This is a genomic window from Marinobacter azerbaijanicus (assembly GCF_030250645.1).
Lineage (GTDB): Bacteria > Pseudomonadota > Gammaproteobacteria > Pseudomonadales > Oleiphilaceae > Marinobacter > Marinobacter azerbaijanicus.
Window position 1 is genome coordinate 1 of sequence record NZ_JASSVS010000021.1, and the last position, 19770, is coordinate 19770.

Below are 19770 nucleotides of genomic sequence, written 5' to 3' on the forward strand. Positions count from 1 at the left end.
CGCCATGAAGACAAGCACAGCTATCGGGACACCCTGGACTGGTTGGCTGGCTGGGTCGGCGATGACGACGACCGGCGCGTGATCCTGGACTGTTCCCCGCGGGAGCTATTTCGTCTCGGTTGAATGTCGCCTGTTGGCGCAAACCTGGCTGGATGAAAACCCGGCCGCTCGGTTCGGGCGGCCGGGTTTTCGCGTTTGGTCGTGGCTCAGGCAAAGCTGCGATGCCTGGCCTTGGCCAGCCAGGCGGCCAGGTGAGCGCTGAGCTCTCGCGCATCGTCGTCGGCGCCGTGGATGGCGCCCGACTTGCGTCGCCGCATGAAGGGCAACCCCATGGCATAGAGACCCGGCGCCACCACGCCGCCATGGTGTAGCAGGCGCCCGCGGGCGTTGAAGACTGGCACCTCGAGCCAACGATAGTCGGGGCGAAAGCCGGTTGCCCATAGCACCGTCTTGATCTCGCCGGCGGCCAGGTCGAGCCCGAGGCAGGGGCGTTGCGGCACTCGGGTGGGCGCAGGGCGCTCCGAGGCGGGCAGGGCTTCGTGCCAGCCGTGAGCGCTGGCCCAATCATCCAGGTTGTCGAGCAGCCGGACCAGCTTGAGGTCCGCTGCCTGGCAGTGTACCGCGAGGGACCCGGAGAACTGCAGCCGGGTGCCGGCCAGGCCGACGAGGCGCCCCACCAGACATACGCCGCGCTTGCTCAGGGCGTTGAGATCCAGGTCCAGCGGCTCGGTGCTGCCCAGCAGCTGCGGCGAAGGCTGGCGCCGGGCACGGATGAGATCCTCCACCTCGTCGAAGCGCTGGTCGAGCAGGCCGGCATGCTCCAGCCACCACTGGATGTCGCGGCTTCGGTAGCGCCGCGGCAAACGCAGGTGCTCGCCCACGGCCAGCGTCACGGGCCGCCCACTGCGCTGGAGCTCGTCGGCCAGTTGTACGCCGGTGGCCGAAGCGCCTACTACCAGCACCCCACCCGGAGCCAACTGGTCGGGGTTGCGGTAGTCGAGAGGCGTCAGGCTGGCGATCCAGGGTGGCAGGTCCGCGGCCAAGGCAGGCACCGCGGCGCGCTGGCAGGCGCCGGTGGCGATCACCACCGCCCGGCAGCGCCACTCGCCCCGGTCGGTCATCACCCGGTAGCCGTCCTCGGCCTGGCGCACCGAGATCACCTCGGTGCCGGTATGCAGCGGGGCCGAGAGGCCCCGTGCATAGTCATCGAGAAAGGCGATCAGCTCCGCCATACCCATGAAGCCTTGCGGCTCCGGCCCGGTGTAGATCTGACCTGGTAGCCGCGTCTGCCAGTTGGGTGTGAGCAGGCGTAGCGAGTCCCAGCGCTGGTGCCGCCAGGCATTGGCCACCTCGCCGCGCTCCAGGATCACGTGATCGATGCCGTGCCGGGCCAGGTGGTGGCTCATGGCCAGCCCGGCGTGCCCGGCGCCGACGACCACGGCGGTGACCGTCTTCACTTTACCTCGACCTTGACGTGGGTCGGGTTGGTGAGCAGGTCGTAGACCGCCGAGCGTTTCTGCGACTGGGCGACCAGGGCCTCGATGTCGGCACGGCTGGCATCGGCATCGATCGCGAACGTCACGCGGATGTCGTCGAAGCCGTTGCGCACGTCGGGATCCATGCCGAGGATACCCTGAATGTCCATGTCACCCTCCACCGTGGCCTTGACCGAGCGCAGCTGGATACCACGATGCTGGGCCACGGCGGCCACTCCCGCGGTGAGGCAGGCGGCCAGGCCGACCAGTACGTACTCCACCGGGGTGGGGCCATGGTCTTCGGCGGCGAACACCTCGGGGTGGTCGGCCTCGAAGGTGAAGCGTGAGCGGTGCTGCTGGGTTTCGCCGAGGCCGTAAAAGTCCTCCACGGCGATCCGGCTGTGAGTGCCGCGGACCCAGTCGCAATGGGCACGCCAGGTGAAGCGGGCCGCAGCGGGGGCCTGTGCCAGCGCTTCACGAGCGCCCAGCAGGGCGGTGACGTTGACGCCGTTGTCGATCGGTTGAGTGGCGGTGTGCATTGACGCTCTCCTCATGCTGTTGTGTCTCGTCAGGGGGTGACCGTCAGCGGTCAGCTGCGAGATTCACGGGGTCACGTGAGACCCAGCGTGGGAGAGCGCGTGGTTTTTCAGGCGGCAGGCGTGGAATTCGCCGCGGGAGCGATACGCTGGAAAGCCCAGATGCGGCTGACCGGCATGCCGGCCTGTTGCTGGGCGTGACGCACCGATTCGGCATCCGGAGCGTGATAGAGGCAGAGCATGCGCTGGCGGTCGAAGGAGAACAGGGTGCGCAGGAAGCGGACCCGATGGTTGTGCAGGCAGGCCGCACCGGCGTCTTCCAATGACTGGATGGCCTGGAAGGTCACCGGGGCGCCGAAGTGGCGTTCCACCATGACGTTGGCGGCTGCCAGTTCTGCGGCGCTGAGGCCGGGGGCATCGTGCAGGCTGCCGCCCCACATGGAGCTCACTTCGGCACCGGCCTGGCGCAGGCCGATACGGGCCGACTCGAGATCCGGGGCGTGGAAATGACACACCAGGCGACATCCATCCCGTGCCAGCAGGCTCTCCTGCCAATGAATTTGATGCAGGTCGAAGCATGGTTGGGCGCCCTGCGTCAGTGAGCGGACCAGCTCCGCTGCGAGAGGTCGGTCGAAGCGGCGTTCCAGAAAGACGTCGATCATGTTTCATCCTCCGCGGTGGGTTGTTCCCGCAGGGCTTGCCAGCGGCGCCGAGCCCAGCCGGCCACCGGCGCCTGGGCCAGCACTTCGGCAGCCTGGGCATGGTGCTGCCACTCGGCGGTGTCGCCGAGGTGGCGTGCGGCCTCGGCGAGCAGGGCATGGGCCAGCAGTTGTTCGGTACGCCGCTCCAGCACCCTGGCATGCTCGAGGGACTCGGCGGCTCGCTGGCGAGCGCTTTCAGCACGGCCCCGAGCCAGGTCGAGGCGTGCCGCCTGGAGCAGCAGCACGGCCAGGCGATGGCGGGCGTCGGCATGGCGCAGCGTGACCAGGGCGACGTCGAATGGGTCAGGGTCGTGCTCCAGCGCATAGCGACACAGGGCCTCGGCGGCGGTGGCATAGGGGGCCTCGCTGCCGTCGCGCAGGCGTTCGCCAAGCTCACGCAGTTGAAGGCAGCGCTCCTGCGCCCTGACGTAGTCGTCCCGTTCCATGTCCATCAGCAGCAGCGTCTCCTGAGCCTGGAATTCTCCCAGACGGTCGCCCATGGCCTTGCACAGGGTACGGGCCTCCTTGAAATAGGCCTCTGCCGCGTCCAGGCGATCCTCATGCAGGCTGAGCAGGCCTTGGGCCAGGGGGATGGCGGGGTGGGCGATACGCTGCCGAATGGCCTGCTCGCGTGCCTGGGCCAGCAGCTCGGTCGCCTGGTCCAGGTCGCGTTCCAGCATGGCCAGGCAACGGGCGGTCTCGGCCATGGCGATGACTTGTTCGCGCCCTTCGGCGCAGCGCGTTGCACGTTCCGCCTGCAGCGTCTCTTCATGAGCATCGCTCCACTGGCCATGGGCCCAGCGGATGTGGCTGGCCAACTGATAGCCGAGCCGTGCGTGGGCCAGCGCGCCATGCTCCAGCGCCTGCTCGGCCAGGGCCACCACTTCGCGGGCGCCGCTTTCCCAATCCGCCAGCGGGGCGGCACTGTAGAGGATGTCATGCAGCTCGAGGGCCAGGCAGACGCATCGTATGCCGGCAATTTTCTCGGCCAGCGCCAGCCCGTGCTGGGCGAAGTGCTGGGCCTGCTCGTTGGCGCAGATCCTCAGGCAGAAGCGGCCGGCCTCGACCGTGGCCCGAGCGGCCAGCTCCAGGTCGCCGCTGGCCTGGGCGTGGTGGGTAAGCTCTTGTGCCTGGCTGATGTCGGTGAGTGGGGTCTCGGCCAGCCACTCCGCCACTCGCCGATGCATGGCCTGGCGCCGGGCCGGTGAGATCGCGGCGTACAGTTCGGTGGCCATGTCGTTTTGGGTGAAGCGCAGCCTGCCGCCTTCGGCAGTCAGCCAGTGGCGTCGCTCGGCCACTTCCAGCGCCGCGCCGATGCGGTTGGTATCGAGCCCCGACACCTGACGCAGGGTCGCCGGGCTGGGATTCGGCGCGAGCAGTGCCGCCCAGCGCATGACTTCAGGGTATCGCCTTCCGGTAGCGTCAGCTCACCAATCACGGATAGGGACAATGCCGTCGGGGCGGCATCCGCTGGTGTGGCGGCGGCCAGTTGTTTGGTGTCGCGCCAGGCGCGCAGCAACTGGCCGTTGTGTGGCAGGCCCGCTTCGCGGATGAGTCTCACGCCCAACTGCAATTGTTGCTCGGCCTCACGGGGGCGGTGCAGCGCCAGCAACAGGTTTACCAGCCGTGCGCGTGCCGTTTCGTCGAAGGGGGCGATCCTCACCCAGGCGTGGGCATGGGGCAGGGCCCGCTCCGGGGTGTGCATCAGGCGCGCGACCAAGGCGGCGAGCAGGGCCGTCTGCGCGCGTAGGGCCGCCTGGCGCTCGGCCAGGCACCAGCCGTGAAAGTCGGCGAAGCGATCCAGCTCCAAGCCTTCCAGGAACGGGCCCCGGTAGCGGCCGGCGGTGCGTTCGAGCGCTTCGACTTCGGCTGACTCCAGGCGCTCGCCATGCAGCTCGTGCAGGCCGACCACGTCGATGTCGATATCGGTGGTATCCAGCCCCACGCCGCTGCGGTCGGCTCGCAGCCGGGTGCGGCCCGGCGTATCCACCAGACGGCGCAGCTTCGACAGGCTCCAGCGCAGCGAGCCGCGCGGGTCGTCGGGCATTTCCCACAGCAGGTCGCACAGGTGTTCTCGGCTCAGGGAACGGGTATGCAGCGCCAGGTAGGCGAGCAGGGCGCGGGTCTTGCGGGAGGGAGGAAGCGCCAATACCTGCCCATCCCGAATCACTTCGAGGTCGCCGAGCAGGTTGAGAGTCAGCGCGTTCATCGTAGGCCCCGGTGGGGTAACGCTTGAATTATAGCGCGTGGGAGCGAAGCGCCGGCTGAATCCAGACACGCTGGAAGAGGGAAAAAACCACGTTGGCTACCACGCTGGCTTCCTCGCCGGGCAGCGAGACTCCTACCAACCGACCCCCGAGGAGAGACACGCCATGACCCGCTATGCCAGCATTCTCGAGACCATCGGCCGTACGCCGCTGGTGCGACTCGCCCGGCTTGCGCCGCCGGACGTCAACGTGCACGTGAAGGTGGAGGCCTTCAATCCCATGGGCTCGGTGAAGGACCGCATGGCCCTGGCGGTGATAGAGGCGGCCGAGCGCAGTGGGGCGTTGCGTCCGGGCCAGACGGTGATCGAGGCCACCAGTGGCAATACCGGCATCGGCCTGGCCATGGTGTGCGCGCGCAAGGGTTACCCGCTGGTGGTGACCATGGCCGAGAGCTTCAGCCTGGAGCGGCGGCGTCTGCTGCGCTTCCTCGGCGCCCGCGTCGTGCTCACGCCAGCTTCCGAGAAGGGCAGCGGCATGCTGGCCAAGGCAATCGAGCTGGCCGAGGCCCATGGGTATTTCCTGTGCCGCCAGTTCGAGAACGAGGCCAACGCCGAGGTGCACAGCCGCACCACGGCGCGGGAGATCCTCGACGACTTCCAGGGCGAGCCGATTCATGCCTGGGTCAGCGGCTTCGGCACCGGTGGCACGCTCAAGGGGGTATCCCGGGTGCTGAAGGCGGCCGATCCGCGCATTCGCATCGTCGTGGCCGAGCCCGACAATGCTCCGCTGCTGGGCAGCGGCGAGGCGCAGCCAACGGGAGCCAGCCATCCGCGTTTTCGCCCGCACCTGATGCAGGGCTGGAGCCCGGATTTCATCTCCCCGCTCACCCAACAAGCGGTGGCAGCCGGCATGGTGGACGAGATCGTGCCGGTGGCGGGAGGGGAGGCGCTGCGCCTGGCCCGTGAGCTGGCCCGCAAGGAGGGAATCTTCGTCGGCATCTCCGCCGGCGCGACCCTGGCGGCGGCGCTGGAGGTGGCTCGTCGGGCACCGGCCGGTAGCCATATCGTCTGCATGCTGCCCGATACCGGCGAGCGCTACCAGTCCACCCCTCTGTTCGAGGGCATCGGGGATGAGATGAACGAAGAGGAACTGGCTCTGTCGCGCTCTACGCCGGGCTGTCGTTTCGACATGCCCGCGCCACGCCCGGCCGCCGCCATGTCACGGGCTGTCGAGCCGGCGGATACGGGGCGTGATGCCGAGGCCGAGCGGAGGCTGGAAGAGTATCTGGCCCAGGCGCCGGTGGTGATGTTCGCCCTCGCCTGGTGCGAGTTCTGCTGGGCGGCGCGCAAGCTCTTCGCCCGGCTGGGGGTCGATTACCTGAGCGTGGATCTCGATTCGCCTGACTATCAGGCCGACGACATGGGCGTGCGCCTGCGTCCTGTGCTGGCACGGCGCACCGGAGCGCCAACCATCCCGCAGATCTTCATCGCTGGCGAGCCGCTCGGTGGCTGCGGCGAGCTGTTCGATGCCTGGCGCGATGGCAGCCTGGGCCGACGACTCGCCGCGTGCGGGGTCGCATACGACGCCGAGGCCATCATAGACACCGAACTGCTGCTGCCGGCCTGGTTGCATCCACGCTCCACCACGGCCTGATGGAGAAATGCACATGAGCTATATCGAGACGATTCCTCCCGAGCAGGCCGAAGGCGAGGTGCTGGCCATGTACCAGCGTCAGCAGGCGCACTTCGGCTACCTGCCCAACTACGCGCGGGTGTTCTGTCATCGCCCCGAGGTGATGAAGTGCTGGGCGGCACTGATCGCGACCATCCGTCGCCCCATGGAGGCGCGCCGCTACGAGCTGGTGACGCTTGCCGCCTCCCGGGCCCTGGGTAACTCCTACTGCTCGTTGGCCCATGCCAAGTTTCTCGCCGAGCTGATGGGCATGGAAGCCACCCAGGCCATGGTGACGGGACAGAAGGGGCCGCTCGACGAGGCCGAGCGAGACATGATGGCCTTCGCCGCCAAGGTGGCCTGCCGGGCCCAGGAGGTCGACGCCGAGGATATCGAAGCGCTGCGGGCGCATGGGTTCGCCGACGAGGAGATCTTCGACATCGTCGCCGTGGTGGCCGGGCGCGCCTTCTTCACGCGCATTCTCGACGGCCTGGGCGCCGAGCCCGACGCCGCCTACCGCGAGCTGCCCATCGAACTGGCGAAGGCGCTTTGCGTGGGTAGACCGATAGCGCTTGACGAAGCGCAGCGTTGAGCCATAGTGAAACTAGACCGTTCGGTCTGATGGAGCGTCCATGGCCCATACGACGAAGGAACGCTTGCTCGATGCGGGATTGGGCATGCTGCTACGACACGGCTACAACGACTTGGGTATCCAGGCCTTGCTCGAGGAGACGAAGACGCCCAAGGGCTCCTTCTATCATCACTTCAAGAGCAAGGAGGATTTTGCCCTGCAGGTGATCGACCGCTACATGGTCGAAGTGCACCAGGGGCTCGACCTGACCCTGGGTAACCAGGCCCTGCCGCCGCTGGACCGGGTGCGACGCTTCTTCGAACTGTCGCAGGAGAAATACCGCGAGGAGGGCTACCTCGGGTGCCTGCTCGGTGGCGTGGGGCAGGAGCTCTCGGGAGTAAGCGAAGTATTCCGACGCAAGATCGCCTCCTGCTTCGCCAGCATTGCCGAGCGCATTGCAGGGTGCCTGGAGGAGGCGCGCCAGCGCGGCGACATTCCCTCGGGCAGCAAGCCGCGCGAGATGGCCGACCTGCTGGTGGATTGCTGGGAGGGGGCGGCGTTACGCAGCCGTTTGCGTGGCGATCCGGCTCCCCTCGAGGCGATGCTCGACTTCTATTTCTCTGCCGCAACGGGGTAGCGATTCCTCATTTGTCTTGCCTCTAGACCGACCGGTCTGTACACGGCCAACCCAAAGGGCCGGCCCAAGACCAACGAATAGGATCGGAGCCGATCGATCCGGGAGATGTGTCATGGTCATGGCGACACTGTACGAACGGCTGGGAGGAGATGGCGGCATCGCCGCGCTGGTCGACGAAATCGTCGAAGCTCACATGCGGAATCCGCAGATCGAGGCGAGGTTCACGCCCTACCGGGACGACCCCGCACACCTGGAAGCGGTGAAAGGGCATCTTCGTGAGTTCCTGACTTCCGGCAGCGGGGGGCCGGGAGACTACCACGGCAAGAGCATGCGCGAGGCCCACCGGGGCTTGAACATCAGCGAGGCGGAATACATGGCCGCCATCGACGATATCCTGGCGGTGCTCGACCGCCACGAGATCGATCCGCAGACGCGCCAGAAAATGCTCGGCATCGCTTATTCGCTCAAGGATGACATCATGCATGTGTGAACGATGGCCGCGATGGGCAGGGCCGGGCGCCATGCGGCGCCTGGCTTTTTTCATGTTGCCAATGCCTCGGCCACGGCCTCGAACGTGTGCGGATCGACCTCGCTGCCGGGGCCAGCGCACCAGGCGGCATGCACCATGGCGGTAAGTTCCTCGACGCCACCCTCGGCGACCGGCAAGTGCCCGGAGAGCACCATGGTCGCGCCAGGCGCTCCAGGCCATGCAGGGCGCGCCCCAGAGCCGCCCGGTCGACCGTGGCCAGCCAGGGGGCATCGATCGCTGACCAGGCCACCAGGCCTTCGCGCAGGGTCGGGCGCGCGATCTCCCTTACGCTTTCTGGTGTGTCAGTCCGCCATCTGCTGGTTCGGCGGCACGATGCCCAGCCGCTTCATGCGGCGGTAGATGGTCGGGCGCGACAGCCCCAGCTCCCGGGCCACGGCGCTGACGTTCCATTGGTGTCGGCACAGGGCGCGGTAGAGCAGGTCCTGCTGGAGCGGTCGCGCGGATGAACCGGTGGCGGTGAACAGGGTCAGCCCCTGGCTGGCACCGGGGTGGGCCAGCTGACCATGCACGCACTCCTCGGGCAGGTCGCCGACGACGACCTCGTCGCCTTCGCAGGTAGCCAGGGCGTAGTGCAGCGCGTTGTGCAGCTCGCGGATGTTGCCGGGCCAGGGATAGGCGAGCAGGGCGCTCATGGCGTCGCCGCGCAGGCGCACCCGTGAGCCGCGCTGCTGGTTCAGCTCGTCGAAGATGCGGCGAATCAGGTAGCTCTTGTCGGCGCGTTCGCGCAGCGGCGGCAGGCGCAGGCTGGCGCCGTTGAGACGATAGAAGAGATCCTCGCGGAAGCGCCCGGCCTGGATCAGCTCGCGCAGGTCGCGGTGGGTGGCGGCCACCACGCGCAGGTCCACCTTGATCGGTCGGCTGGCGCCGATGGGCAACACCTCCTGCTCGGCCAGCACCCGCAGTAGGCGGGTCTGTAGCTGCAGCGGCATGTCGCCGATCTCGTCGAGAAACAGCGTGCCGCCGTCGGCCTGCACGATCAGCCCTTTCATCCCTTTGCTGCGCGCCCCGGTGAAGCTGCCCGGCTCGTGGCCGAACAGCTCGCTCTCGATCAGCGATTCCGGCATGGCGGCGCAGTTGATCGCCACGAACGGCTTGTTGCGGCGCCGGCTCGAGTCGTGCAGGGCGCGGGCCATGCGCTCCTTGCCGGTGCCGGTCTCTCCCATTACCAGGATATTGATCGGCTCATTGCGCAGGCGCGCGGCCCGGGTCAGGGTGTCGCGCATGCTCGGGTCGTCCTCGGCCAGCGCCTCGAGCGGGGCCAGGCTGGAGTCGCGGGGCAGTGAGCGACTGGCGACGGGGCGCCGGGGAGGCTCGATCAGGGTGGCGAAGTGGATCTCGCGATGACGCCGGGTGTGGAAGGCCTGCACCCGGTCGTCGCTGTGCTGGGGAATGGCGAGTACCTCGCTGACTTCGCCGTCGAGCAGGTCGCGAATGTTCCAGGCCTGGAAGGGGCGTGCCTCGCCGGCCTCGGGCAGCGGCAGGCCGTGATGGCGCAGCAGCTTGCGCCCCGCCGTGTTGGCGGCCACCAGGGTGCCGTCCTCCTCCATGGCCAGCAGGTAGCGGCGATTGATCTGCACGAACTCCCGCGAGCGATCCAGGCAGACGATATGGCGGTCGCCGTAGCGCTGCAGGAAGTAGGCATCCTCGATCATCCTGGCGGTGGTCTTGACCAGTTGCAGGGCGAAGGTCTGCGACTCCTTGGCGGAGGGCGAGCGATAGGCGGAGATGTCGAGTACCGCCAGCAACTGGCCGTGGGGATCGAAGACCGGTGCCGCGGTGCAGGTGAGCTGGATGTGGTGGGCACTGAAGTGGTCACTGTGATGGCAAGTCAGGGCGGTACGCTCGTGGATGCAGGTCCCCACGGCGCAGGTCCCGGCATGGGATTCGCTCCAGTCCGATCCCAGGTAGAGGCCGGTGCGCTGGTGCTCGCGCTGGTCGCTCTTGGCGCCGAGGAACTGCACGGCGATGCCGCGGGCATCGGTCAGCAGTACCACGTAGCTCAGCGGTGCGACCTGGCGATAGAGCTGCTCGACCCCGGCCCGGGCCACCTGAAGCAGGGCGTCGGCCTGGTCCTGGTGTACGCGCAAGGTGGCGCCGGGCACGTAGCGGGCGGGCGTGGGGCGGGCCGGATCGAGGCCATAGCGATTGATGCAGCGACGCCATGAGCGGGCAATGATGCCGGCTTCGTTTTGCGCCGGCGTTCTCGCCTCGGTGTCGGCAACGGTACGCAATATCGTGTCGATATGCTGGCGCTGGTGGTGTGTCGTGAGCGGTGTCGTGGACATGGCGGAGCCTTGGCGTGGCATGTCGTTGTCGTTATGCCTTCAAGGTAAGGGTCGCCAACCCGACGCGAGATACGACCTTCGTCGAGCGCTTTACACCTGTAACGCAAGCGTACGCCTTCCGTGTAACGCGGCTGTCATGCGGCGCGTTCCGGACATGCTCCGCGACTTCCCCGATATTGCTTTTCCTACAATGAGTTACTCATGTTCTGGGCGGTTCTGGCATGAAAGCTGCCCGGTAGGGGTGAGCCCGCCGCGTCGGCGTGGCCATCGCCCAACAACAACCGAGGACTCGCACCATGCCATCTGCCACCGGGACGACGCTCAGCCGTCGTCGTTTCCTCACCCTGACTGGCGCCCTGGCCGCCGGCAGCCTGGCGCTCAGCGCCTCGACGCTGTGGCCGCGCTGGGCGCGCGCCGAGCCCGAGCTGGCCACCCGGCTGCTGCGCCTGGGGCGCGACATCTATCCCCACGAAGCGATCGCGGATCGCTACTACCTGGCGCCGCTCGCGCCGCTGCTGGAGGAGCAACGTGAGCTGATCGCCGCCGGGCTCGACGACCTGGACCGCCGTGCGCGGGCGGCCCATGGCCGGGATTACGCCGCCGTCGACAGCGCCGCCGAGCGCGAGGCGCTGCTGCGACAGATCGAGGATGGCGAGTTCTTCCAGACCGTACGCAACACCCTGGTGGTGGGCCTCTACGACAACTCGGAGCTGTGGGAGCCGCACTTCGGTTACCAGGGCTCCTCCTGGGAGCAGGGCGGTTATGTCGGCCGCGGCTACAACGATCTGGTGATCGACTGGCTGTGACGCCGGCACGCCACTCACCACAACAACAAACGCTGCAATGAGGAGACACGCCATGAGTACCCGATTCGAGCATGACGACGACGGGGTGGTGGTGATCATCGGCTCCGGTGCCGGCGGCGGCACCCTGGCCCACGCCCTGGCCCGCAAGGGCATCAAGAGCGTGGTGCTGGAAGCCGGCAAGCGCTATGCCCTGGAGGATATCGAGAACGACGAATGGGCCATGTTCGAGAAGATCTCCTGGCTCGACGAGCGCATTACCGCTGGACCGCGCCAGCTGACCGAGACTTTCCCCAACCTGCCTGCCTGGATCGTCAAGGGCGTGGGCGGCAGCACCATTCACTGGGCCGGGGTAGCGCTGCGCTTCCAGCCCCACGAGTTCCGCCTGCACAGCGAGGTGGGCGACATCGACGGCGCCAACCTGCTGGACTGGCCCATCTCCTATGAGGAGCTCGAGCCCTACTACGTCCAGGCCGAGCGGCACATGGGCGTGACCGGCGAGGCCTCGGGCATGCCGCTGCACGACTGGAACAACAACTTCATGGTGCTGGCCGAGGGGGCCAGGCGGGTGGGCTACGAGAAGCTGCGCGCCGGGCCCATGGCGATCAACACCCGGCCCTACGACGACCGCCCCCAGTGCATGCAGGCGGGCTTCTGCATGCAGGGCTGCCGCTTCGGCGCCAAGTGGTCGACGATGTACACCGACATTCCCCGCGCCGAGGCCACCGGCTACTGCGAAGTCCGCCCCAACGCCATGGCGCTCACCATCGAGCACGACGAGCGCGGCCGGGTCAACGCCGTGGTCTATGCCGATGCCGAGGGCAATCTGCAGCGCCAGCGGGCGCGGGCGGTCTGCGTGGCAGGCAACTCCATCGAGTCCCCCAGGCTGCTGCTCAACTCACACTCCGCGCTGTTCCCGGACGGCCTGGCCAACTCCTCCGGCCAGGTGGGGCGCAACTACATGACTCATGCCACCGCTTGCGTGTTCGCCGAGATGCCCAAGCCGGTGAACATGCACCGTGGCACCACCTTCGCCGGGATCATTTCCGACGAGGCGCGGCTCGACCGCTCCCGCGGCTTCGTCGGCGGCTACACCCTGGAGGTGATGTCGCTCGGCCTACCGTTCTTCGCCAAGTTCATGGACCCGGCCAACGGCGGCTGGGGGCGCGACTACGCCGCGATTCTGGAGAAGTACGACCACCTCTCGGGAGTGTGGATCTGCGGCGAGGACCTGCCCATGGAGCAGAACGGCATCACCCTCCACGACAGCCGCAAGGATCAGTACGGCCTGCCGGTGCCCATCGTCTACAAGGGCGATCATCCCAACGACGGGGCCCTGCGCCGCCACGGCCAGCAGCAGGCACGGAGCTGCTACGAAGCGGTAGGCGCGGTGCGGGTGTTCGACGTGCCAGATTTTCCCACCAGCCACAACGTGGGTACCAACCGCATGAGCGCGCGCGCCGAGGATGGCGTGGTGAACCAGTGGGGCCAGGCCCACGACATCGACAACCTGTTCGTCTCCGACGGCAGCCAGTTCACCTCCAGCGGCGCCGAGAACCCCACCCTGACCATCGTTGCCCTGGCCCTGCGCCAGGCCGTCCACATCGCCGAGCGCATGTCGCGCGGCGAACTCTGACAGGAGCCATCCCATGCAACCGACAGCCGACCAGCGGCGCTGGATGTACCGCCACATGGTACTCAGCCGCTACCTCGAGGAACGCATCGAGGCGCTCTACATGGAGGGCAAGACCCCGGTCTTCAACATGGCCAAGGGGCCCATTCCCGGCGAGATGCACCTCTCCAACGGCCAGGAGCCCTGCGCCGTGGGGGTGTGCGCCCATCTCTCGGCCGACGACATCGTCACCGCCACCCACCGGCCGCACCACATCGCCGTGGCCAAGGGCGTCGACCTCGACGCCATGGTCGCCGAGATCTTCGGCAAGGCCACCGGGCTCGCCGGTGGGCGCGGCGGCCACATGCACCTTTTCGACGCCGCGGTGAACTTCTCCTGCTCAGGCATCATCGGCGAAGGGCTGGGGCCCGCGGTGGGTGCCGCATTGTCGCGCAAGCTGCAGGGCAAGTCGGGCGTGGCGGTGGCGTTCATGGGCGAGGGGGCGGCCAACCAGGGCGCCTTCCACGAAGCACTCAACCTCGCCGCGGTATGGCAGTTGCCGGTGGTGTTCGTCATCGAGGACAACGCCTGGGGCATCTCCGTGGCCAAGCAAGCTTCTACCGCGGTGCCGCGCAACGACCTGCGCGCTGCCGCCTACGGCATCCCCGGCCACCACGTGGCCGACAACGACGTGGAGGGCGTCTTTGCCGCGGCGGGCGAGGCCATCGCTCGCGCCCGCGAAGGGCAGGGGCCGAGCCTGATCGAGATCGAGACCGCACGGCTCGCCGGCCACTTCATGGGCGACGGCGAGGACTACCGGCCCAAGGGCGAGAAGGAAGGGCTCCAGGCCCGCGACCCGATCCCGCGCTACCGCCAGGCGCTGCTCGACGCCGGCGTGCTCGACGAAGCCGGCAACGCCGCGCTGGTAGCCGAGGCCCACGCGCGGGTCGAAGCGGCTATTCGCTTCGCCCAGCAGAGCGAGTTCCTGCCACCCGAGGCGGCGCTCGAGCAGGTCTTCGCGGGGGAGTCATCATGAGCACCATGGTAGCGGCGGTCTGGTACGCCGCCAGGGATCTGCGCGTCGAAACGGTCGAGACCCCGACGCTGCAGGATCCTCATCAGGTCAAGGTGAAGGTGGCCGCCTGCGGGATCTGCGGCAGCGACCTCCACGAGTACAGCGCCGGACCGATCTTCATTCCGGTCGAGGTGCCGCACCCGCTCAGCGGGCAGCGCGCCCCCATCGTCATGGGGCATGAGTTCGCCGGTGAGGTCGTCGAGGTGGGCGAGCGCGTTACCCGGGTCAAGCCTGGCGATCGCGTCGCCATCGAGCCGATCCTGTCGCCCCATCAGGATGGTCGCTACCTGATGGAGCACTACAACCTGACGCCGCTGCTGGGATTTCACGGGCTCTCGGGCGGCGGGGGCGGGTTCGCCGAATACACGGTCGTTGGCGAGCACATGGTTCACCGCTTGCCTGACGATCTCAGCTACGAGCAGGGCGCGCTGGTTGAGCCAGCCGCCGTGGCCCTGCATGCCGTGCGCCAGAGCGCGCTGAAGGCGGGCGACAGCGCGGTGGTCTTCGGCGCGGGCCCCATCGGCCTGATGGTCATCGAGGCGCTCAAGGCTGCGGGTGCCGCGCGCATCGTGGCGGTGGAGCCCTCGCCCTCGCGGCGGGGAAAGGCGGCCGAGCTGGGCGCGCTGGTCGTGGCCCCCCGCGAACAGGACGTGGTGGCCGCAGTGCATGAGCTGACCGACGGCGGCGCCGACTTCGCCTTCGAGGTGACCGGTATCCCTGCTGTGCTCAACCAGGCCATCCATGCCACCCACGCCGGCGGCGAAACCGTGGTCGTCAGTATCTGGGAGACCGAGGCGGCCTTCCAGCCCAACGACCTAGTGATCCGCGAGCGCACGCTGAAAGGGATCATCGCCTACCGCCACGTCTATCCCGCCGTGATGGCCCTGATGCAGCGCGGCTACTTCCGCGCCGAGAATCTGGTCACCGCACGCATCCCCCTCGCCGAGGTGGTCGAGAAGGGCTTCGAGGTCCTGCTCGAGGACAAGTCGCAGATCAAGATCATCGTACGACCCGGCATGCAGCCGGGCCAAGGAGTGACGCCATGAGCACCAACGCAAGCACTGCCACGGCCACCCGCAAGCTGACCATTGCCCGGGCCATGGCCGAGGCCACCGCGCAGGAGATGCGGGCCGATCCGCGGGTCTTCGTCATGGGCGAGGACGTCGGTCCGCTGGGCGGCGTGTTCGGCAACACCCGGGGGTTGTTCGACGAGTTCGGTCCCGATCGGGTGCGCGACACGCCCATCTCCGAGACCGCCTTCATCGGCGCCGCGGTGGGAGCCGCCTCCGACGGCATGCGCCCCATCGTCGAGCTGATGTTCGTCGACTTCTTCGGCGTGTGCATGGATGCCATCTACAACCTGATGGCCAAGAACACTTACTTCTCCGGCGGCAAGGTCAAGGTGCCGATGGTGCTGATGACCTCTACCGGCGGCGGCTACTCGGACGCCGGCCAGCACTCCCAGTGCCTCTACGGCACCTTCGCTCACCTGCCCGGCATGAAGGTGGTGGTGCCGAGCAACGCCTTCGATGCCAAGGGGCTGATGACCGCCGCCATCCGCGACGACAACCCGGTGGTGTTCATGTACCACAAGGCGCTGCAGGGCATGGGCTGGCTGGGCACCGAGAAGGGCGCCACCGTGCCGGTGCCGGAGGAGTCCTATTCGGTCGAGATCGGCAGGGCCGCCGTGGTGCGCGAGGGCCACGACGTGACCCTGGTCAGCCTAGGGGTGGGGGTGCACCACTGCCTGCGTGCGGCCAAGGCGTTGGAGGAGGAGGGCTTCTCCGCCGAGGTGGTAGACCTGCGCAGCCTGGTGCCGCTCGACCGCGACACCGTGCGGGCCTCGGTGGCCAGGACCGGCCGCCTGATCGTGGTCGACGAGGACTACCACAGCTACGGGGTCAGCGGCGAGATCATCGCCAGCGTCGCCGAGCACGCCGGCTGCCGGCTCAAGGCCGCACCCAAGCGGGTGGCCTATCCCGACATTCCGATTCCCTTCGCGCCGACCATGGAGCAGTGGGCGCTGCCCAACGCCGACAAGGTCGTCGCGGCCTTCCACCAGATGATGCGAGAGAGTTGAGGAGATGAGCATGACGACCGAAATAGCCGTGCCCGAGGACCTGTGGGAAGGCGATACCGAAGGGGTGATCACCTCCTGGCTGGTGAGCGACGGCGCCGAGGTGGCCCAGGGCGACCTGGTCGCCGAGGTGATGGTGGAGAAGGCCCAGTACGAGATCGAGGCACCGCTCTCGGGCAGGCTCGCCATCGTCAAGGAGGAGGACGAAGTGGTGGCAAAGGGCAGCGTGATCGCCACGCTGGAGAGCTGAGGAGAGTGCTGTGAAACTCACCACGACCCGACACGACGAGACCCGCCCCCCGGGGGCGGGCATATCACCCGCCACGGCGAAGGAGATCCCGCTGAAGGGCATGCGCGGCATGATCGCGACCAGGATGGTGCAGAGCCTGCAGACCGCGGCCCAACTGACCCACCATGCCAGCGCCGGGCTCGGCGCCCTCGAGGCGCTGCGCTCACGCTGCCGCGAGCGGGGGCAGTCCGTGCCCTCGTTGCAAGACCTGCTGCTGCGCCTGGTGGTGCAGACCCTGGCCGACTACCCCGCGCTCAATGCCACGCTGGAGGAGAATCGCATCGTCCAGCATGCCGCCGTGCACCTGGGGCTGGCCATCCCGTTGCCCGACGACCTGCTGGTGGCGCCGGCACTCTTCGATGCCCAGGAACTGAGCCTGGGCCAGTTGCCCGAGGCACGCCGGACGCTCACCGAACGGGCCCAGGCCGGCAAGCTCGGGGTGCGCGAGCTGACCGGCGCCACCTTCACCGTCTCCAATCTCGGCCGCTCGCGGGTGCACCACTTTACGCCGATACTCAACGTGCCCCAGGTGGCAATCCTCGGCATCGGTGGGATGGAGCGGCGCGTCGTGCCATCATCGCAAGGGTGGCGAGAGGAGGCGGTCATCGGCCTGTCGCTCACCTTCGACCATCGCGCCGTCAACGGCGCTCCGGCGGCGGCCTTCCTCGATGCCCTATGCGAGCGTATCGAGGGTTTGCCGCCCGAGGCGTTCGACAGCGAACTGGCCGCCAACGACGACTAGTAGAGAGGAAGCTACATGACGGCGCTTTCGCCTGGATTGGATCGCGTGCTCCAGCGGCTCAGCGTCGAGCAGGGCCTGGCCGCCGAGGAGGCCGGGCTCGACGCGGTCTGTCAGGGCGAGAGCCAGTTCGAACTGCTGGCCTGGCAGCCGCTGGATCGTGCCCTGGTGATGCCGCGCCGCCACGAGCGTACCGAGGGCTTCCCCGAGGCACGCCAGGTCCTGCGCGAACGGGGCTGGCCGATCCTGTTCCGTGCCACGGGCGGCACGCCGGTGCCGCAGTGCCCCGAGGTGGTCAACGTGACCCTGGTGCTGCGCTGTCGCGTGGGCAGCTCCGCGGCCCATCTCGAGTGGGGCTACCATCGCCTTGGCGACCCCTGGTGCGAGTGGCTCGCCGCGCTCGGCGTCACCGACGCCGACCTGGGGTCGGCGCCTGGCGCCTACTGCGATGGGCGCTTCAACGTGCGCATCGGCGGCCGCAAGCTGGTGGGTACCGCGCAGCGCTGGCGACGGGTGCGCGGCTGTCGCGACATGGCGTTGCTGGTCCACGGCGCCATGCAGGTCGGTGGCGATCCGGCCGGACTGGTCGACATCGTCAATGCCTTTCAGGAAACCATCGACGACCCCCAGCGCTTCCTGCCCGAAAGCCATGTCGCGCTGACTCAGGCGCTGCCAGGGCTGGATTTGGAGACAACGTTGCCGGATCTGCTGCGTCGGCTGGTCGATTGGGAGGAGATGCCATGAGTGAATATACGGATTCGCTGCGTGACGTATTCGAGCTGTTCGGCCCCATCGCCGCACGGCGCATGTTCGGCGGCCACGGCATCTATCACGATGGCCTGATGTTCGCACTGGTGGCCGACGAGACGCTCTATCTCAAAGCCGATGAGCACAACCTGGGCGACTTCGAGCGCGCGGGGCTCGAACCGTTCGGCTACGACAAGGGCGGTAGGGTCGTGCGGCTCTCCTACTACCAGGCCCCGGAGGAACTGTTCGAGGACCGCGAGCTGGCCGCGGCCTGGGCACGTCGCTCCTTCGAAGCCGCCCTGCGTGCCCAGGCGGGCAAGCGCAAGGCGAAACCCTGATGCGCCACTGGTTGTCGGTTTCTCGATGCATTGGGTATCAAGCGTCGGGCGGCCCCTTGAGCTCGACGGTGTTGCCTTCGGGGTCTTCGAGGTAGAGCGAGGGACCCGAACCCTCGGCGCCGTAGCGCTGCACGAGCTCGCCGGCCTCGATGTCGTGCGCGGCGAGGTGTCGGCGTATCGCCGCCTCGTCGAAGGGTTCCAGGCGCAGGCAGAAGTGGTCGAGGTTGCGTCCCTCGCGGCCCGGGGCCGCGCCGCCACGCTGTCCCAGCGGGCCTTCCACGGGTACCAGGTCGATCAGGCTGCGTCCGGCGCGCAGTTGGATCAGGCCGATCTCTTCCTGACGCTTCTCCACTGTGCAGCCTAATACATCGCAATAGAAGGCGAGCATGGCGTTGGTGTCGCGTATGCGCAGCACCAAATGATCGAGACCTTGGATAGGCAGCATGGCGTTTCCGGTTTCCTGTCGCGCAGCGACACCGTTCATCGATTCTGTAATCGACACTATGGCCCAGCTGATGGGCACGCTCCAGCCATCTGGACCTCCGTGTCTCTGAACAGTATCACTCTTCATGAGGCACTCTGTGGCTGACGACAGCGGCGCCAAAAGGGCGCCGCTGTCATGCCTTCAGTGGCGTGGATCCCACAGCCGGCTACCGGTCTCGGCCTCATAGCCCATGCCATAGGGTGAGCTCACCAGCTCGAGCTGCATGCCCCAGGGCGCCATGAAGTAGACCCAGGTCAGCCTCTCCATGGGGCCTTCGGTAAAGGTCTTGGGTTCACCTAGTACCTGCAGTCCTTGCGCCTGGAGATAGGCTACGGCTGCGTCCATGTCATCCACGTAGAAGGCAATGTGGTGGCCGCCGATATCGCTGTTGCGCGGTTGCTCCGTGCGCTGGTCCGGGGCGGTGTACTCGAAGATCTCCAGGTTGGTGCCGTTGCCGCAGCGAACGAGGTGGGCGGCGGGAATAGTGGCTTCGGCATGCACGTCGAGATTCTGGGTCATCCAGTCGTCGTCGAAGGGACCGAAGGGGCCGATGGTGAAGAAGGCTTCACAGCCCATGACCTCGACGAAGAAATCCACTGCCGCTTGCCGGTCAGGCACCGTGAAGCCGAAGTGCTGGGTGCCGCGCATTCCAGGGAGTTCAGCTTGGACGGCCTGGCTGGTCAGTAGCGCGGCTAGGGTGGCCCCCACCCATTTTGTCTTGTTCATGGCATGTCTCCTTGTTATTGCCGTTATTGACGGTGGCGTTGCCACCGATGTGTTGACGGCAAGGAGCATGCCATGGCGGTCTGGAGCGCAATTTGTTGTTTTTGTTAGGTTGCGTGGGGGTGGTGAGGCTCTTGGGTGTACATGGCGATACACCAGCGTGACAGCTGTCACGTTACGCTCATGCTGCCGTTACCACCTTCCGCGCCCGCGATCCGGCACCAAGCGGCCGAAATAGAGCAGCCCGAAG

General features: G+C 67.5%; 20 protein-coding genes. 13 read left to right on the forward strand and 7 right to left on the reverse strand.

The genetic code is table 11. The features are described from left to right. Positions 1-206: 206 nt before the first annotated feature. The 4 genes from QPM17_RS22170 to QPM17_RS23875 form a co-directional block, all read right to left on the reverse strand. Entirely contained in the window at positions 207-1457 is a 1251-nt protein-coding gene (locus QPM17_RS22170; RefSeq protein WP_285393891.1) for an NAD(P)-binding domain-containing protein, read from the reverse strand. Beyond that, the gene (locus QPM17_RS22175) at positions 1454-2014 is read right to left on the reverse strand and encodes an OsmC family protein (protein WP_285393892.1); all 561 of its coding nucleotides are present in this window, start codon (positions 2012-2014) and stop codon (positions 1454-1456) included. Before QPM17_RS22175 ends, QPM17_RS22170 begins: the two co-directional genes overlap by 4 nt. A 107-nt stretch (positions 2015-2121) precedes the next feature. Further along, a complete protein-coding gene (locus QPM17_RS22180; RefSeq protein WP_285393893.1) occupies positions 2122-2673 on the reverse strand; it encodes a DUF4242 domain-containing protein in 552 nt (183 codons plus the stop codon). A gap of 1312 nt (positions 2674-3985) precedes the next feature. Then, the gene (locus QPM17_RS23875; protein WP_285393895.1) at positions 3986-4921 is read right to left on the reverse strand and encodes an AfsR/SARP family transcriptional regulator; all 936 of its coding nucleotides are present in this window, start codon (positions 4919-4921) and stop codon (positions 3986-3988) included. Positions 4922-5084: 163 nt separating this feature from the next. Between QPM17_RS23875 and cysK the strand changes: the two genes are divergently transcribed. From cysK to QPM17_RS22205, 4 genes are all read left to right on the forward strand, one after another. Next, the gene (cysK, locus tag QPM17_RS22190; RefSeq protein WP_285393896.1) at positions 5085-6572 is read left to right on the forward strand and encodes a cysteine synthase A; all 1488 of its coding nucleotides are present in this window, start codon (positions 5085-5087) and stop codon (positions 6570-6572) included. A 13-nt stretch (positions 6573-6585) separates the two neighbouring features. Continuing rightward, a complete protein-coding gene (locus QPM17_RS22195) occupies positions 6586-7182 on the forward strand; it encodes a carboxymuconolactone decarboxylase family protein (protein ID WP_285393897.1) in 597 nt (198 codons plus the stop codon). A gap of 40 nt (positions 7183-7222) precedes the next feature. Further along, on the forward strand, positions 7223-7798 hold the full coding sequence (locus QPM17_RS22200; protein WP_159551525.1) for a TetR/AcrR family transcriptional regulator: 576 nt from the start codon (positions 7223-7225) through the stop codon (positions 7796-7798). Positions 7799-7910: 112 nt separating this feature from the next. Then, positions 7911-8288: a group I truncated hemoglobin gene (locus QPM17_RS22205; RefSeq protein ID WP_285393900.1), complete on the forward strand. Its 378-nt coding sequence runs from the start codon at positions 7911-7913 to the stop codon at positions 8286-8288. A 341-nt stretch (positions 8289-8629) separates the two neighbouring features. Here QPM17_RS22205 and QPM17_RS22210 read toward each other — a convergent pair whose 3' ends face one another. Next, positions 8630-10633, reverse strand: a complete 2004-nt coding sequence (locus QPM17_RS22210) for a sigma-54-dependent Fis family transcriptional regulator (protein ID WP_285393901.1) — start codon at positions 10631-10633, stop codon at positions 8630-8632. 296 nt (positions 10634-10929) lie between these two features. On the opposite strand from QPM17_RS22210, the gene QPM17_RS22215 reads away from it, so the two are divergent. Genes QPM17_RS22215 through QPM17_RS22255 form a run of 9 tightly spaced genes read left to right on the forward strand, consistent with a single transcriptional unit; the run spans position 10930 to position 18313 of the window. Beyond that, a complete protein-coding gene (locus tag QPM17_RS22215) occupies positions 10930-11439 on the forward strand; it encodes a gluconate 2-dehydrogenase subunit 3 family protein (protein WP_285393902.1) in 510 nt (169 codons plus the stop codon). A gap of 52 nt (positions 11440-11491) precedes the next feature. Continuing rightward, a complete protein-coding gene (locus tag QPM17_RS22220) occupies positions 11492-13072 on the forward strand; it encodes a GMC family oxidoreductase (RefSeq protein WP_285393903.1) in 1581 nt (526 codons plus the stop codon). A gap of 13 nt (positions 13073-13085) precedes the next feature. Continuing rightward, a complete protein-coding gene (locus tag QPM17_RS22225; protein WP_285393904.1) occupies positions 13086-14084 on the forward strand; it encodes a thiamine pyrophosphate-dependent dehydrogenase E1 component subunit alpha in 999 nt (332 codons plus the stop codon). Further along, on the forward strand, positions 14081-15169 hold the full coding sequence (locus QPM17_RS22230) for a 2,3-butanediol dehydrogenase (protein WP_285393905.1): 1089 nt from the start codon (positions 14081-14083) through the stop codon (positions 15167-15169). Before QPM17_RS22225 ends, QPM17_RS22230 begins: the two co-directional genes overlap by 4 nt. Next, the gene (locus QPM17_RS22235; protein ID WP_285393906.1) at positions 15166-16203 is read left to right on the forward strand and encodes an alpha-ketoacid dehydrogenase subunit beta; all 1038 of its coding nucleotides are present in this window, start codon (positions 15166-15168) and stop codon (positions 16201-16203) included. The genes QPM17_RS22230 and QPM17_RS22235 overlap by 4 nt, the downstream gene beginning before the upstream one ends. Before the next feature lie 10 nt (positions 16204-16213). Then, on the forward strand, positions 16214-16450 hold the full coding sequence (locus QPM17_RS22240) for a lipoyl domain-containing protein (RefSeq protein ID WP_159551539.1): 237 nt from the start codon (positions 16214-16216) through the stop codon (positions 16448-16450). A gap of 10 nt (positions 16451-16460) precedes the next feature. After that, complete coding sequence (locus tag QPM17_RS22245; RefSeq protein WP_285393909.1) at positions 16461-17231, forward strand: 2-oxo acid dehydrogenase subunit E2; 771 nt, start codon at positions 16461-16463, stop codon at positions 17229-17231. Positions 17232-17246: 15 nt separating this feature from the next. Continuing rightward, a complete protein-coding gene (locus QPM17_RS22250; RefSeq protein WP_285393910.1) occupies positions 17247-17972 on the forward strand; it encodes a lipoate--protein ligase family protein in 726 nt (241 codons plus the stop codon). Then, positions 17969-18313, forward strand: coding sequence for a TfoX/Sxy family protein (locus QPM17_RS22255; protein WP_285393911.1), 345 nt, complete (start codon positions 17969-17971; stop codon positions 18311-18313). The genes QPM17_RS22250 and QPM17_RS22255 overlap by 4 nt, the downstream gene beginning before the upstream one ends. Positions 18314-18350: 37 nt before the next feature. On the opposite strand, the gene QPM17_RS22260 is transcribed toward QPM17_RS22255, so the two are convergent. After that, a complete protein-coding gene (locus QPM17_RS22260) occupies positions 18351-18758 on the reverse strand; it encodes a VOC family protein (protein ID WP_285393912.1) in 408 nt (135 codons plus the stop codon). A gap of 180 nt (positions 18759-18938) precedes the next feature. Next, positions 18939-19523, reverse strand: coding sequence for a VOC family protein (locus QPM17_RS22265; protein WP_285393913.1), 585 nt, complete (start codon positions 19521-19523; stop codon positions 18939-18941). Between the last annotated feature and the right edge of the window lie 247 nt (positions 19524-19770).